At 57.9% G+C, this 14,378-nt stretch carries 10 protein-coding genes and 1 tRNA gene; 3 read left to right on the top strand and 8 right to left on the bottom strand.

The window, feature by feature from the left end; translation table 11 throughout:
- Positions 1 to 13 precede the first annotated feature (13 nt).
- The 3 genes from glmU to H6G62_RS12865 all read right to left on the bottom strand — a co-directional run bounded on the left by glmU (position 14) and on the right by H6G62_RS12865 (position 4,202).
- Positions 14 to 1,405 (bottom strand): bifunctional UDP-N-acetylglucosamine diphosphorylase/glucosamine-1-phosphate N-acetyltransferase GlmU, encoded by a 1,392-nt coding sequence (gene glmU, locus H6G62_RS12875; RefSeq protein WP_190495704.1) that lies wholly within the window; start codon positions 1,403 to 1,405, stop codon positions 14 to 16.
- 145 nt (positions 1,406 to 1,550) lie between these two features.
- Positions 1,551 to 3,020 carry a multicopper oxidase family protein gene (locus tag H6G62_RS12870; RefSeq protein WP_190495702.1) on the bottom strand — a complete coding sequence of 490 codons (1,470 nt, stop codon included), beginning with the start codon at positions 3,018 to 3,020 and terminating at the stop codon, positions 1,551 to 1,553.
- 129 nt (positions 3,021 to 3,149) lie between these two features.
- Positions 3,150 to 4,202, bottom strand: a complete 1,053-nt coding sequence (locus H6G62_RS12865; protein WP_190495700.1) for a hemolysin family protein — start codon at positions 4,200 to 4,202, stop codon at positions 3,150 to 3,152.
- 184 nt (positions 4,203 to 4,386) lie between these two features.
- On the opposite strand from H6G62_RS12865, the gene H6G62_RS12860 reads away from it, so the two are divergent.
- Positions 4,387 to 6,270, top strand: coding sequence for an ABC transporter ATP-binding protein (locus H6G62_RS12860; protein ID WP_190495731.1), 1,884 nt, complete (start codon positions 4,387 to 4,389; stop codon positions 6,268 to 6,270).
- A gap of 190 nt (positions 6,271 to 6,460) precedes the next feature.
- Here the strand turns inward: H6G62_RS12860 and H6G62_RS12855 are convergent, their stop codons facing one another.
- The 4 genes from H6G62_RS12855 to H6G62_RS12840 all read right to left on the bottom strand — a co-directional run bounded on the left by H6G62_RS12855 (position 6,461) and on the right by H6G62_RS12840 (position 9,866).
- The gene (locus H6G62_RS12855; RefSeq protein ID WP_190495698.1) at positions 6,461 to 7,432 is read right to left on the bottom strand and encodes a DUF1517 domain-containing protein; all 972 of its coding nucleotides are present in this window, start codon (positions 7,430 to 7,432) and stop codon (positions 6,461 to 6,463) included.
- A 153-nt stretch (positions 7,433 to 7,585) separates the two neighbouring features.
- On the bottom strand, positions 7,586 to 7,810 hold the full coding sequence (gene thiS / locus H6G62_RS12850; RefSeq protein ID WP_190495695.1) for a sulfur carrier protein ThiS: 225 nt from the start codon (positions 7,808 to 7,810) through the stop codon (positions 7,586 to 7,588).
- A gap of 32 nt (positions 7,811 to 7,842) precedes the next feature.
- Positions 7,843 to 8,403 (bottom strand): DUF2808 domain-containing protein, encoded by a 561-nt coding sequence (locus H6G62_RS12845; RefSeq protein ID WP_190495692.1) that lies wholly within the window; start codon positions 8,401 to 8,403, stop codon positions 7,843 to 7,845.
- A 251-nt stretch (positions 8,404 to 8,654) separates the two neighbouring features.
- Complete coding sequence (locus H6G62_RS12840) at positions 8,655 to 9,866, bottom strand: methionine gamma-lyase family protein (protein WP_190495691.1); 1,212 nt, start codon at positions 9,864 to 9,866, stop codon at positions 8,655 to 8,657.
- Between the two features lie 129 nt (positions 9,867 to 9,995).
- Between H6G62_RS12840 and H6G62_RS12835 the strand changes: the two genes are divergently transcribed.
- A complete protein-coding gene (locus tag H6G62_RS12835) occupies positions 9,996 to 10,823 on the top strand; it encodes a fatty acid desaturase (protein WP_190495689.1) in 828 nt (275 codons plus the stop codon).
- 270 nt (positions 10,824 to 11,093) lie between these two features.
- Positions 11,094 to 11,167, top strand: a tRNA-Pro gene (locus tag H6G62_RS12830).
- A 161-nt stretch (positions 11,168 to 11,328) separates the two neighbouring features.
- Here the strand turns inward: H6G62_RS12830 and H6G62_RS12825 are convergent.
- Positions 11,329 to 14,313, bottom strand: a complete 2,985-nt coding sequence (locus H6G62_RS12825; RefSeq protein WP_190495688.1) for a DEAD/DEAH box helicase family protein — start codon at positions 14,311 to 14,313, stop codon at positions 11,329 to 11,331.
- Positions 14,314 to 14,378: the final 65 nt, after the last annotated feature.

Here is a 14,378-nt window from a genome sequence, read left to right as displayed (position 1 = left end):
TCTTGCCAGGGGACTAAGCTGTTGGGGATTCAGATGGCGGGTTGGTGTCGTCGCGCAGGTGGGCGGGTTTCCAGCCTTCATGAATTTTTTGCGGCGCACGGGACACCACCAGGCAATCGTCGGGCACGTCCTTCCGCACCACAGATCCGGCGGCAATGGTTACATCGGATCCCACGGTGATGGGGGCCACCAGGACGCTGTTCGACCCGGTTTTGGTACGGTCACCGATGACGGTCGGGTGTTTTTGGTAGCCGTCGTAGTTGGCGGTGATGGTGCCTGCGCCCACGTTCACCTTTTCGCCCAGGGTGGCATCGCCCAGGTAAGACAGGTGGGCCACGTTGGTGCCTTGGCCGAGGGTGGCTTTCTTCAGTTCCACAAAGTTGCCGATGCGGCAGTTTTCGCCGACGACGGCATGGCCGCGCAGGTGGGCATAGGGGCCAACCCTCGCGCCCGCTGCCACGGTGCTGTCGGAAATCACCGAAAAGGTGATGGTGGTGTTCGGCCCAATCTGGCTGTCTTCAATCATGGAACCGGGGCCGATGCGGCTGCCTGTGCCGATGCTGGTGTGGCCGCGCAGGTGGGTTTGGGGTTCAATCACCACGTCGGGTTCGATGTGGACGGTGGTGTCGATGGTGATGCTGTCGGGGTCAATTAGGGTGACGCCAGCGGCCATCCACTGGGCTTTGATCCGCTCTTGCAGGATGGCGTAGGCTTCCGCCAATTGCTGACGGCTGTTGATGCCAAAGATTTCCTGGCAGTCGGCCACATCCACGGCCATGGCGGGGCTGAGGTCTTTGACCACGTCCGTCAGGTAGTATTCCTGCTGGTCGTTGTCGGATTGCAGATGGGGCAGCACCTCCATCAGTTTGGGCCAGTTAAAGCAGTAGACCCCGGCATTGATGCGCGGATTTTGGCGCTGGGCGGGGCTGCAATCCCGGTGCTCCACAATTTCGGTGACGATGCTTTGCTCGGTGCAGAAGACCCGACCGTAGCCCGTGGGGTCAGCAAATTGGGCCGTTAGCAGGGTGGCGGCGTTGCCGTTGTCGCGGTGGGTTTGCACCAGGGTATAGATGGTTTCGGGCCGTAGCAGGGGCACATCGCCATTCAGCACCAGCAAGTCGCCCTCAAAGCCTTCTAGGTGGGGAATTACCTGCTGCACCGCGTGCCCCGTCCCCAACTGTTCCGCCTGGTGAACAAAGGTTAAGTTCGGAATATGGGCCAAGGCCAACCGCACCTTCTCTTGGCCAAAGCCGACGATGACGAAAATGCGCTCCGGCTGGATAGCTGCCAACCCGTCCAACACCCGTTCCACCATAGATTTACCCCCCACCGAGTGCAAAACCTTCGGCAGGTCAGACTTCATGCGGGTGCCGCGTCCGGCGGCGAGAATGGCAACGGCAACCATGGCAGTAGGCTCCCTCTAGGCGTGGTGCTGCACAAGGGAGTATACAGCATTTCCTGACCTGGAAAGACACCGCCAAGGCTTGAAAATCAAGGGTTTTCAGGCCATTCGCTGACCTTGTGTAGGGTCAGAATGCTGTCCCACAAGATCACACCATTTCTACAATCCCCATCATGCCTTGGTCTTCGTGGTCAAGGATGTGGCAGTGGTAGACGGTTTTGCCTGCAAAGTCGCGAAAAGGAATGCGGATGCGCACGGTTTCGTAGGGGCGCAGGTTGACCACATCCTTCCAGGCCCGCAGGGGTTCCGGCTGGCCATTGCGGCTGATTACCTGAAACCAGTTGGTGTGCAGGTGAAAGGGGTGATCCATCCCCGCCTTGTTGATCAGCACCCAATCCTCCACGGTGCCCACCTGCACCTGGGTATCCACCCGATGGTGGCCAAAGGCGCGACCATTGATGAGAAAGGGATCGTGGGTTTCGGGATCGATGCCGTGGTCGAACACAAACTCCCGCACGATGGAGGGTTCTGGCAGGGTTTCCACGGTTCCTAACGCTGTCGGTAGGTTAACTAAAATTGAAGTTCCCGATTCGCTGGCCGTCGTCCCGCCATAGTCCAAGGTGGCGATGGTTTGAGGTTCTTCGGTGTCAACAGTTCCGCGCCCCATCATCGACCCGTGGCCCATCATCGATCCGGCCATGGCGGCAATGCCCCGGTCGTAGGGCAGGCTCAGCAGGGCATAGCTGCCGGGATCTCGATCCCCCGGCACTAGCAGATCCGCCCGTTCTCCAGGGGCCAAAATCACCGATTCTTGGGCCACCGGAGCCGTGAGAGATCGTCCATCGGTCGCCGCCAGCCACCAGGGATGATCCGCCAACTGGAGCTGATACACGCGGGATGCGGAGGCATTGAGAATCCGCAGCCGCAGCAAACCGCCCTGGGGCAAGTTAAACCGAGGCTGTACCTGACCGTTGACGGTGATCAAATCTCCCTGTCGTCCCCACATGCGGAAGGGCGGCATCGGTTCGCGCACCTGCCCCCGACGGTCGAGGTCAAAATCTTGCAGCACCAGCACCGCCTCCTGGGCGGCTTGTAGCTCGGGTAAGTGATCTACATTGCCTGGGACTTCATCTCCCCGCACGATGATTGTTCCTGCTAAACCATGAAAGACCTGCTGTGCTACCAGACCATGGAAATGGGGGTGATACCAAAAGAATCCGCTGGGGTGAGCGTCGGGAATTTGAAAGTCGTACAGCGCCGTTTCCCCTGGAGCCACGGTGCGAAAGGGATCATCGGCCAAGCCCGTGGGCGGCAGATGCAGCCCGTGGTAGTGCAGGTTGGTGGGTTGATCGAGGGCATTGGTGAAGCGAATTTGCACCCGATCCCCCGGTCGCACCTCAAGCTGGGGGCCAGGGATTTGCTGGTTATAGGTCATCAGCGTGGCCGAGCGTCCGCCCAGGGAGACTCGCCCCAAGCTGGCGGTTAGGGCTACTGCTAAGCTTCCCGATTCACTGCGGTAGACCTTGGGCGGCGACGGCGTGGCCAACCGCGCACATCGTGCCACCAGCGGAGTTCCCGCCACCGCCGCCATCAGCGACAAAAACTGCCGTCGTTCCATACTGTTAGGCTTTCCTGCACTCTTCCCGGACGAACGTACCCTCTACCCCATGGATCTCTACCATGACGGCCTGACTTTAGTAGGAATTCCCCTTCAGTATGGCCAAATCCTAGGGAGTATGGCCAAATCCTAGGGTATATCGGGCCAGTTAAACCCACGGGATTGCAGGAGCTGGCGCTGGCGCTGGCGGGCTAGCTTTTGCAGGTCGATACTGCGGTCAGTTTCATCGACAATTTCCCCGGTTAGCACCTCCAGCACGTCCTCCAGGGTGACTACGCCGGAGACGCCGCCATACTCATCAACGACGACAGCCAGGTGTTCGCGGGCGGTTTGAAATTCTTGCAGCAGCTTATCGGCCCGCTCGGTTTCGGAGACAAAACGCACGGGGCGTACCACATCGCGAATGAGCTGCTGACCTCGGCCCTGGATGATGGCGGCGAGCAGGTCGTGCTTCATCACTAGGCCCAAGATGTGGTCGATGTTGGCGTCGCTGACCAGAATGCGGCTGTGCTGGGAGTTGAAGATTTTGTCCTGGGCTTCGGCAATGGTGAGATCGCCGGGCAGGTGGGTGAGGGCCACCCGTGGGGTCATGATGTTGATGGACTTGGTGTCGTTGAGGCGAAACACTCGCCGAATCATTTCCGCCTCGTCCGCTTCGATGATGCCCTCTTCGTGGCCGATGGTGGCCATCAATTTGATTTCCGCTTCATTGGTGCTGGGTCGGTGGCCAGAGCTAATAAAGGGGGCCGTCACCCGCTCTAAGGCAATTACAATCGGTGTGAACAGCCAGGTGATCCCCCGGATGGGCATGGCAACGGCGAGGGCGATAGGGATGGCGTAGCGTTCACCAAAGATTTTTGGGAAAATCTCCCCAAAGAGGATGACCAGCAGGGTCAGCACCGCCGTGAAGATTCCCAGGAGCGCATCGCGAAAGATTGTAGCGGCTATACCCCCAATGAGGACACTGCCGACAATGTTAAACAGGTTATTGAGGATAACAATGGTGGCGATGGGGCGATTCACCCGCTGGCGGATGGACAATAGCGCCAGGGCGGCAGGTTTTTTGGACTCAGCCAATTGCTGCGCCTTGAGGACAGACACCGAGAGTAGGGCGGCTTCGCTGCCGGAACACAGCGCCGAACCCACCAACATCACAAGAATTGCGGCTACTAGACTCAGCATAGGTTCGTTCGGGGCAGACCAACGGAGGGCAAAGACACTGTTATGATTCTTCTAATCTTACGCGCTAGGGAGAACGGTGTCGGTTCGATCCGTTGCTTCTCAGCAACACCCCCGTGGATCACCGACCCCGGCCAGCGGTGGGGAAGATGCCTGTCTGCCTGAGGCCATGCCACAACCACAGCCCATGAGCGATACCATTCTCGATGTCCGCCACCTTAGCGTTGAGTTTGAGGTGGAAGGGCGAATCATTCCGGCGGTCAACGACATTTCCTTTCAGGTAAAACGGGGCCAAACCCTCGGCATTGTGGGGGAATCTGGCTCCGGCAAGTCTGTCACCTCCCTGGCGGTGATGGGGCTGATTCCATCGCCACCGGGGCGCATTGTGGGCGGCGAAATTCACTTTCAAACCCCAGACACCCCAGCGGTGGATCTCTGTGCCCTCAGCGAAGACCAGCGGCAAGCCTACCGAGGGGGCCAGGTGGCGATGATCTTTCAGGAACCCATGAGTTCTCTCAATCCGGTGTATACCATTGGGTTTCAGTTGGTCGAAGCCATCCGCCAACACCAGGACATCAGCAAAGAAGAGGCCCAAGGGCAAGCCATTGAACGGTTGCAGGAGGTAAAACTGCTGCCCAATGTTGCCCAGCAACGGGCAGCCTTGCAGACTGAGAATCCCCACCTTTCAAACATGGCGCTGATGGCCCAGATCGAAGCCCAGCAACAGGCCATGCTAAACCGCTACCCCCACGAGCTTTCTGGGGGCCAAATTCAGCGGGTGATGATTGCCATGGCGATTTCCTGCAACCCCGCCCTACTGATTGCCGACGAACCCACCACCGCCCTAGATGTCACCGTTCAGGCCACCATCCTCGACCTGCTGAGAGAACTGCGGGATCGGCGGGGTATGTCCCTGATCTTCATCACCCACGATCTGGGGATCATCGCCGAAATTGCCGACCAGGTGGCGGTCATGTACCAGGGGCAAATTGTCGAAACTGGCCCCGTCCTCGATATTTTTGCCACCCCCCAACACCCCTATACAAAGGGCCTGCTAGCCTGCCGTCCCCGCCCCGATCAGCGCCGTCGCCGTTTGCCCACCGTGGCCGATTTCATGGCCACCGAATTGGAACAGGGCCAACTCACCATCCGCGAAAAAGTCCTTGACGCCGCCGTCCTCGCCCAATTCTCATCGCTAACGGAGCCAGAACTGGAGGTCCGCGCCCAAACCCTCGCCGCCAGCGCCCCCCTGCTGGCGGTCGAGAATCTGAAGGTGGGCTATCCCATCCGGGGCGTGTTTGGCAAAACCCAGCGCTACGTGATGGCCGTCAACGATGTGTCCTTCCAGGTGCGCCAGGGGGAAACCTTTGGTCTAGTGGGGGAATCGGGCTGCGGCAAAACCACCCTAGGCCGTGCCCTGCTGCGCCTGGTGACCCCCCTCGGCGGCAAAATCTGGTTTGAGGGCCGAGATGTGCTCACCCTCCAGGGTCAAGCCCTGCGCACCCTGCGCCGCGATATGCAAATTGTCTTCCAAGACCCCTACAGTTCCCTCGATCCGCGCATGAGTGTGGGGGCCGCCATCGCCGAACCCCTGAAAATCCACGGCGTGGTCAAAAGCAAACGCAACCAGCAGGAACGAGTAGCCTACCTACTAGAACGGGTGGGGATGCCCACCGACTGCATGAACCGCTTCCCCCACGAATTTTCTGGGGGTCAACGCCAGCGCATCTGCATTGCCCGCGCCCTCGCCCTCAACCCCAAATTCATCATTTGTGACGAGTCGGTTTCCGCCCTGGATGTCTCCGTCCAGGCCCAGGTGCTCAATCTGCTGAAGGAACTCCAGGCAGAATTTGACCTCACCTACATTTTCATCTCCCACGACCTCGCGGTTGTGAAATTTATGAGCGACCGCATCATGGTGATGAACCGAGGCCAGATGGAGGAAATCGGCCCCGCCGAAGCAATCTATCGCCAGCCTCAAACCGCCTACACCCAAAAGCTGATCCAGGCTATCCCTGTGGGCAGCCTAGATCGCATCCAGGAGCTTCAGAAAGACCGACTTGTGGCCTAGCGATTGCGCAAACTGGCCTCACACGAAATCTGGCTGGTTTGCCCCCGGTATTAGCGGGCGAGGAAACCTCGCCCCTACGGTTTGCTGGACTAGGAATCAGGGCTATCTAATTCGCGGATTCGTATGCTACCCAGGCAAGACCTACCTGGATGCGAGGAATGACGAGGCTCTGGCTCTAGTCCCAATGCGTTTAGAGCCGTTTCAGGTGGGGATATTCGGCAATCATTTCGTCGGCACTGAGGGTTTCGCCAGACTGCTGGGGCGTCCACAGCACCTCTACAGCCAGGAGGTCATCGCTGGCGATGGCCCCAATTTGGCCTAGGGCTCGCCGTAGGTCTTCCGTGGAACGAATATCGGGCAGGTCTAGCTTGCCCTGGGCCGCCACCACCAGGGTCGCCAAAATATATTCCCCTGGGGCCGCGAAGTCATCGGCCTGACCGGGCAGAGCGGCCTTGGGGGCCGATTGGGTGATCTGGCTGTTCACGTTGGAGAGGGTTTCTTCTGTGAACTGGCTGCGGGTGGCCAGGGTGTAGCGGTTAAATTCCTGCTCGGCACTGAGGAGGCGGGTTTGCTTGTCTTCGCTGGCTCCGTAGACCCAGTAGTCGGGGTGGCGCAGTAGGGAGAGGGTGGTTTCCTGGAGCAGCTTGGCCAATCCGGCGCTGCTGCTGGTGTCGGCACTGAGGGCAAGGCGATTGAGGTCGTCCTGAAGGGATCGGGCATCGGCCAGCAGGCCCACTTGCAGCTTGGTTACCACCACTGGGGGGTTGCTGGAGGTGACCATGGGCATAGCCCCATCGCCTTCACTCACTCGCCGGAAGCTATTGATTAAAAAGTTGGCAATGGCAAACACCATCAGCAGGGTAAACAACCCGCCAAAGCCACCGCCAAAGCCAAATAGGGGGAACAGGAAGGGAAAGCCAAAGCCGCCACCGGGGTAGTAGCCGCCACCGCCCACCGGGGCACGAGTACTGGGGCCGGATGGAGCCATACGAGGAGCCGGAGCCCGGAAACTCCCGCCGCCAATGCGTCCGCCTGCCTTGGCCGCCCAAGCGCCATCGGCATGGCCAAACACCAGCACCAGGGCCAACCCCAGGGCCAACATGGGCTTAAACAGGGCCTTCACCCATTGCAGCTTAAAGCGTTGAAACAGTTTTTGCAGCATGGTTTCTAAACACCGGAAAAGACGAAACACCGTAAAGTTTATGAGGCGTTGGTTAACGTACTTAATACTTTACCGCGCCCGCCCCAGACAATCAGGGGCCACGGTGGTCTTCCCTGGGCCGGAAATCCGTACTGACTCGGTGGATAGCATTCCCTAGCCGCCGCCCACAATGGTGACGATTTCTAGGTGGTCGTCGGGGTGCATTTGGGTGGTGTCCCAAAGCTGGCGGTGCAGAATTTCGCCGTTGTATTCCACCGCCACCAGACGAGGATTCAACCCCAGAGCGGTTAAAAACGCGGGCAAACAGGTACCCGGTTGGCAAGCCTGGGGTTCTCCATTCACCCGCACCAAAAAGCTATCAACGGTGGGATCCATCATAGGTACAACGAAGGGAGGTATCGCAGAACAGCTTAGTCAGCCCCAAGTTCCATGGGCCAAGTGCCGATGTACCGACCCAGCACGTCTCCCTGGAACATGGCGTTGAGGTTGAAGTAGTGGTAGCCGTAGCGGTTGGGGTTGACCACGTTGCTCATCACGATGACAAAGTTGGTGTTGGCCGGAATCGGCGCTTCGGGGGTGATGACAATGCGGCCTGATCCCTCTTCCCACTCAATACTCTCGACGGGAATGACTTCACCACCGCGCCAGTCTCCCTGCCGGATTTGAATGGCATTGAAATCTAAGCGCCCTCGCCGTTCCGTGAAGGACTCGGGATACTCAATTTCAAAGGAGAGGATATCTTGGGTCACCTTGCTGCGGGCCACTTGCAGGTAGTAGCGGCTGTTGCGGCTGCGAGGGCTATTGAAATCAATGAAGTAGCGCAGACGATATTCGGGGGCAACGCCGCCAAAAATGGTTAACCCCGACTGGGCCGGAGCAGGCTGCGGCAGTGCTACACCAACACCCGTGGCCATGGTGGCCGCCGCCAAAGCCAGCAGTGCAAGTCGCAGAGAACGTTGGGGGGATGCCATGGATTACCTCCGAAAAAACCGTCTAGATCGATACAACAGGGTGGATGGATTCAGACCAAACTCTAGCGCTTGCGATCCGAGGCCATGGGGCCACCTGTGCCAGTGACGCAACCGGGTAACCAAAAGTGCCAGATCAGGCTTGACTAGCCCCAATCACTGAGGTCATTGACGGTGTTACACACTGTTGCAGTTTTCCATCCTAGCATCGCCGTTTTCCCTTTTGACCAGGGTTTCCGTGAGGGCGGCTTGGCCTAGGCTGGCCCGATGGCTGCCGTGGCAGCTTCCACCGCTAGGGCCACATGGGTCCAGTGGGTGCCACCCTGGCAGTAGACCACGTAGGGCTCGCGCAGGGGGCCATCGGCGGAGAGTTCCGAGGTGCTGCCGTCGATGAAGGTGCCCCCGGCCATCACCAATTGGGTGTCGTAACCGGGGGTGACGGCGGGGACGGGTTCCACGTAGGCATCGATGGGGGAATGCTGCTGAATGGCCTTGCAGAAGGCGATCATTTTTTCGGGCGAGCCCAGCTTGATCGCTTGAATCACGTCCCGCTGGGCCAGGGCTGGGCTGGGTTTAACCAGGTATCCCAGCGCATCGAAGGTGGCGGCGAGGAGATAATTCCCCTTCATCGCTTCCCCCACCATTTGCGGAGCCAGGAAAAGCCCCTGGTACATCAGACGGTTTTGGTTGAGGCTGGAGCCACCGCTGGAGCCGATGCCCGGTGCCGTTAGCCGACAGGCCGCCGCTTCCACCAAATCCGCCCGTCCGGCCACGTAGGCTCCGGTGGTGGCAATGGTGCCGCCCGGATTTTTAATCAGCGATCCGGCCATCAGGTCAGCCCCTACGGCGGTGGGTTCGCGGTCTTCCAGAAACTCCCCGTAGCAGTTATCGACAAAACACACCACGTCGGATTTCTGCCGTTTCACCGTCGCCACGATCCGCTCAATTTCGGCTATGGTTAGGGTTGTGCGCCAACTGTAGCCGCAGGAACGCTGAATGTGTACCAACCGAGTGTTCGGTTTAATCGCGGTTTCCAGGGCGTCCCAATCCACGGAATCGGCGGCGGTCAATGGTAATTCTCGATAGGTGATCCCAAATTCTGCTAACGAACCCTGGCCCGATGATCGCAACCCAATCACCTCTTCCAGGGTGTCGTAGGGGGCTCCTGCTACTGCCAAACATTCATCCCCAGGGCGAAGAACGCCGTAGAGGGCGCAGGCAATGGCGTGGGTACCCGACACAAATTGGGATCGCACGAGGGCTGCTTCTGCTTGAAAAACCTCCGCAAAGACCTTATCCAAGGTGTCTCGGCCCAGGTCATCATGGCCATAGCCCGACACACTGCTGAAATGGTGGCTGCCCACCCGGTGCTGCCGAAACGCCCTGAGCACCCGCTCAAGGTTATGCTTGACCTGGGTATCAATTCCGTAAAAAATCGGAAACATTGAGGACTCTGACGGCATCATCGTGTTTGATCGTTGCGAAGGTTAATTTTTTTCGTTAAGAAACGAGGGAGAACCATTGTCCCTCACATTTATTCAACCTGTCCAAAACTTTTGTCCCAATTTTTGTCCAAAACTTCAGAGATTTCGTTCATGACTGTAGCCTCCCCTACCTCCACTCTCTCCCGCGACTGGGTCACTTTGTGGTTCATGGTCGCCATGCATGGCCTAGCGCTACTGGCGTTCTTGCCCGGAAACTTTTCCTGGGCGGCAGTGGGGGTGGCCCTGCTGCTGCACTGGGTGACGGGTTGTCTGGGCATTACCCTGGGCTGGCACCGCTTGATCTCCCACCGTAGTTTCCAAGTGCCCAAGTGGCTGGAATACTTCTTCGTGTTCTGCGGCACCCTGGCCTGCCAGCACGGCCCCATCACCTGGGTCGGTCTGCACCGCCACCACCACGCCTTTTCTGACCAAAGCAACGACCACCACGACTCCAACAAAGGCTTCTGGTGGAGCCACATGGGCTGGATGCTGCGGGACGTGCCCGCTAAGAAAGAAATGGGGCGCTTCACCCGCGACATTTCCGACGATCCCGTGTATCTGTTCTTTGAAAAATATTTCCTAGCTCTGCAAATCGCCCTCGGTGTCGCTCTCTATTTCCTTGGTGGCTGGCCCTTTGTCCTGTGGGGTATCTTTGTGCGCCTGGTGGTGGTGTACCACTGCACCTGGTTGGTCAACAGCGCTACCCACAAGTTTGGTTACCGCACCTACGAAACCGAAGACAAATCCACCAACTGCTGGTGGGTGGCCGTCGTCACCTACGGCGAAGGCTGGCACAACAACCACCACGCCTTCCAATACTCCGCCCGCCATGGCCTCCAGTGGTGGGAAATTGACATCACCTGGATGACCATCCGCCTGCTGGAAATGGTGGGGTTGGCCAAAAAAGTGAAACTGGCCAACGCCAACGCCACCGAGTAGGGACGAGGTCTCCTCGACCTTCCGAAGCTCAGCCTTTTAAGGCCTGATTCAAGATCAGGTAGTGCATTAATCTACGGGTCAGAGAAAAAACAGCCAAAAACAGCAATCTACTGCCGTAAGGTCTCTAGGGTCGCCTGATTATTCTCTAGCCTGTACGAAATAGGACTACCCAAGATCAATGCCGTCCACCATCCCCTGGGCGGCATTCTTTTTTGGAGAAGCTCTCCTCCACCAGGGCGAATCCGACTGTGGTACGCTAGATAAGCAAAACGGGATGTAGCGCAGCTTGGTAGCGCACTTCGTTCGGGACGAAGGGGCCGTGGGTTCGAATCCCGCCATCCCGATTTTTCCAACACCTGCGGTCGTGGCTGACCTTGGGGCGGCAGTGGATGTATGGACTACTCCTTGACCGGAGTAGATTCGGTAGCCAACACTACAGCATGATGGAAGTCTTGGATCAAAGGTGGTCGCCCCTTGATCAGCCTCGCACCTAGCCCTATTCCGTCTAAGCTGTATCTCGTTTCTGGTATTGCTCGAACCAGAGGCGCTTGAGGGTAGCGTCAATATCTTCCTGCTTGACTTTCTTGTATAAATCCAGCTTGGTGCGAACGAATTCTCGCAGCATCTTATCTACCGTTTCGTTGAATTTCTCCCATTTGGCCTGGTCGGTGTTGTTGGCTTCCATGACGTTGGCAAGGTCTGAATCTTCTTCCACCTGTTGCTGAATCCGCTGTAGGTCAAGGCGGTCATCCTCCGTGAGGTTCGCCCCATACAGCTCGTTAAGGCGGGTGACGATGTTATCTAGGGTGTCGGTTTCTTCCTCGGTAAGGCCACCGCTGGATTCTCCGGCATAGGTGCCAGGGAGTTCCCCAGCCCGATCCGTCAAAGGAATGGCCCCGGTGTAGGTTTCCTGAATGCGGAGGGAGTCGAGTTGGACGGCATTGAGCAGGTCTTTCGGTAAGGCTCCTGTCTCTCGGGCGTCGAGCTTGCGATTGAGCAGGCGCACGTAGGCGTAGAACTTTTCGAGGAAGAGGTCTTCAAAGGTGATGATTTGGGAGTAAAAGCCGTAGAGTCGGTTAAAGGTTTGCAGGGCTGATCGGAAGGCTTCCCGTTCTTCTTCTTCGCGGCTGATCCATTCGTCCCGCACCTGGTCGAGCAGGGGTTGGATTTCTTCCAAGTTGCGCTGCGGGTTCCAGAAAATTTTGGCGAAGGCGTCCACATCCTCCCCGTTAAAAATCTCAAAGTCGAGGATGTCGTCTTTGAGGGTGTAGAGCCGGTCGGGGTCAGACTCTTCCGACAGCAGGGTGGTCTGGTAGTAGTCCTGAAAAGCCTCCCGGATGGTTTCGGCGTCATTGACAAAGTCCAGTACTAGGCAGTCTTCTTTGCCAGGGGTGGTACGGTTGAGGCGGGATAGGGTTTGGACGGCATTCACGCCCCCCAGCTTTTTATCTACATACATGGCGGTGAGTAGGGGCTCGTCGAAGCCAGTTTGGTACTTATTGGCCACCACCAAAATGCGATAACCGGGCAGTTTGAAGGCATCTGGGATGCCCAGCTTGCCCTCTAGGCCATTCAGCCCAGCTTCGGTGAAGGACTCATCGAGGTCTTTGTCGTCTACTTTTCCCGTGAAGGCCACTAGGGGCTGGTAGGCCAACCCGGCTTCTGCCATCAGGCGGCGCAGGGTGAGGAAGAATCGCACCGCGTGAAGGCGAGAGCGGGTGCAAATCATCGCCCTTGCGCGTCCTTCCAGGCGGTCGGCTACATGGTTGAGGAAGTGATCCAGAATGATGCGGCATTTGGCTTCAATGGCGCGGTGATCGAGGTCTACCGCTTCTTTCAGCACGCGGGCGGCTTTGTTTTTGGCGTATTCCTTCGCGAGTTCCTTGGTTTGGCGCAGCTTGAAGTAGCGCTCGTAGGTGGTGTAGTTCTGAAGTACGTCGAGGATGAACCCCTCTTCAATGGCCTGCCGCATGGTGTACTCGTGGAAGGGGCGGTACTGGTTGGGTTCATCGGGATTGGGGCGACCAAAGATGCGTAGGGTCTTGGGTTTGGGGGTGGCGGTAAAGGCAAAGTAGGAAATGTGGCTCTGGTTGCGCGATCGTGCCTGAATATCCGCCAGGATGCGGTCGTTGATTTTGTCTTCGTCGTCTGCTTCGGTGGTATCGCTGGCCTCGGCAGAATCTAGATCGGCGGAGAGGGTTTCGTTCAGGTGCTTGGCCGACTCTCCACTTTGGGAGGAATGGGCCTCGTCGATGATGACGGCAAACCGCTTACCCTCCTGGGCTGCCGTGCTACTAGAGATGACGGGAAACTTCTGTAGGGTGGTCACGATGATGTCCTTACCCTTTTCGATGGCCTGACGAAGCTGGGTCGAGTCTTTGTCGATGGGGACAACGGTGCCAGCGGTCTGCTCGAACTGTTTGATGGTGTTTTGCAGTTGCCGATCCAGCACCCGCCGATCAGTAACAACGATGATGCTGTCGAAAAGACGATCCGTGTCGCCTTCGGTGCGGTAGAGGTTGGCGAGTTGATGAGCCAACCAGGCGATGCTGTTGGACTTGCCTGATCCAGCGCTGTGCTGAATGAGGTAGGTGTGGCCTGCTCCTTCGCGTTTGACCGCTGACAGCAGGCTACGAACGCCATCGAACTGGTGGTAGCGAGGAAAGATAAGCCGTTCTTTTTCAACGTCCTTTAATTCGGTGCCCGTCCAGATTTTTTCGGACTCAACCTGAATACAGAGATAACTTTGTAACAAATCCAGCAGGGTATCGGTCTGCCAGATGTCTTCCCATAGGTAATGGGTGCGGAAACCGTTGGGGTTAATGGGGTTCTCGATGTCTTGGTTGAAGGGGAGAAAGAACGTTTTGTCTCCGGCCAAGCGGGTGGTCATGAAGACTTTTTCGTTGCCCACGGCAAAATACACCAGGCAGCGCTTGAACCGGAACAGGGGATCATTGGGATCACGGTCTGCTTTGTACTGCTTTACGGCCTGTTCTACAAACTGCCCCGTGAGGGAGTTTTTGAGTTCGGCGGTGAGCAGGGGCAGCCCGTTGAGGAAGAGGGCCAGATCTAACTCGTTGGTGTTTTTTAGGCTGTACTGAAGCTGGCGAATCACCCCAAAGCGGTTTTGCTGATATTTGGCCCGATGATCGGAGTTCATGCCGCTGGAGGGGCGGAAGTAGGCCAGCTTGAATTTACACCCTCGGGTCTCAATGCCTTTGCGGAGCACCTCTAGGGTGCCCTTGCGGTCGATCTGGTTCTGTAGCCGCTCACAGAGTCGCCGCCCGGTTTCTTCGGCGGTGCCGTACTGTTTCTCTAGCTTCTGCCACTGATCGGGCTGGGTGGCCTGCACGAAGGCGATGAAGTCCTCTGGGATAAGGCACAGGGCTTTGTTGTAGCTGGATGGTGGGCGCTGGGTGTAGCCAGAACCGACGAGATGGTTGGTGATGTGGTCTTCAAAGCGCTTTTCGGTGGGATGGGCTGGCGACATGGGACAACGGCGCGAGAACGGCAGGCGAACGGGGAAACGGCTGTAACCCTAAGTGTGCCCTCAAC

It is taken from the genome of Phormidium sp. FACHB-1136 (assembly GCF_014697375.1).
Lineage (GTDB): Bacteria > Cyanobacteriota > Cyanobacteriia > Phormidesmidales > Phormidesmidaceae > Nodosilinea.
Note: the sequence above shows the minus strand (reverse complement) of the source record. Positions and strands in the feature narration are given on the sequence as shown.

Bases quoted from the DNA above. Each gene is read 5' to 3' on its own strand.
- glmU (WP_190495704.1), bottom strand. From the start codon at position 1,405: ATGGTTGCCGTTGCCATTCTCGCCGCCGGACGCGGCACCCGCATGAAG.
- H6G62_RS12870 (WP_190495702.1), bottom strand. From the start codon at position 3,020: ATGGAACGACGGCAGTTTTTGTCGCTGATGGCGGCGGTGGCGGGAACT.
- H6G62_RS12865 (WP_190495700.1), bottom strand. From the start codon at position 4,202: ATGCTGAGTCTAGTAGCCGCAATTCTTGTGATGTTGGTGGGTTCGGCG.
- H6G62_RS12860 (WP_190495731.1), top strand. From the start codon at position 4,387: ATGAGCGATACCATTCTCGATGTCCGCCACCTTAGCGTTGAGTTTGAG.
- H6G62_RS12855 (WP_190495698.1), bottom strand. From the start codon at position 7,432: ATGCTGCAAAAACTGTTTCAACGCTTTAAGCTGCAATGGGTGAAGGCC.
- thiS (WP_190495695.1), bottom strand. From the start codon at position 7,810: ATGATGGATCCCACCGTTGATAGCTTTTTGGTGCGGGTGAATGGAGAA.
- H6G62_RS12845 (WP_190495692.1), bottom strand. From the start codon at position 8,403: ATGGCATCCCCCCAACGTTCTCTGCGACTTGCACTGCTGGCTTTGGCG.
- H6G62_RS12840 (WP_190495691.1), bottom strand. From the start codon at position 9,866: ATGATGCCGTCAGAGTCCTCAATGTTTCCGATTTTTTACGGAATTGAT.
- H6G62_RS12835 (WP_190495689.1), top strand. From the start codon at position 9,996: ATGACTGTAGCCTCCCCTACCTCCACTCTCTCCCGCGACTGGGTCACT.
- H6G62_RS12825 (WP_190495688.1), bottom strand. From the start codon at position 14,313: ATGTCGCCAGCCCATCCCACCGAAAAGCGCTTTGAAGACCACATCACC.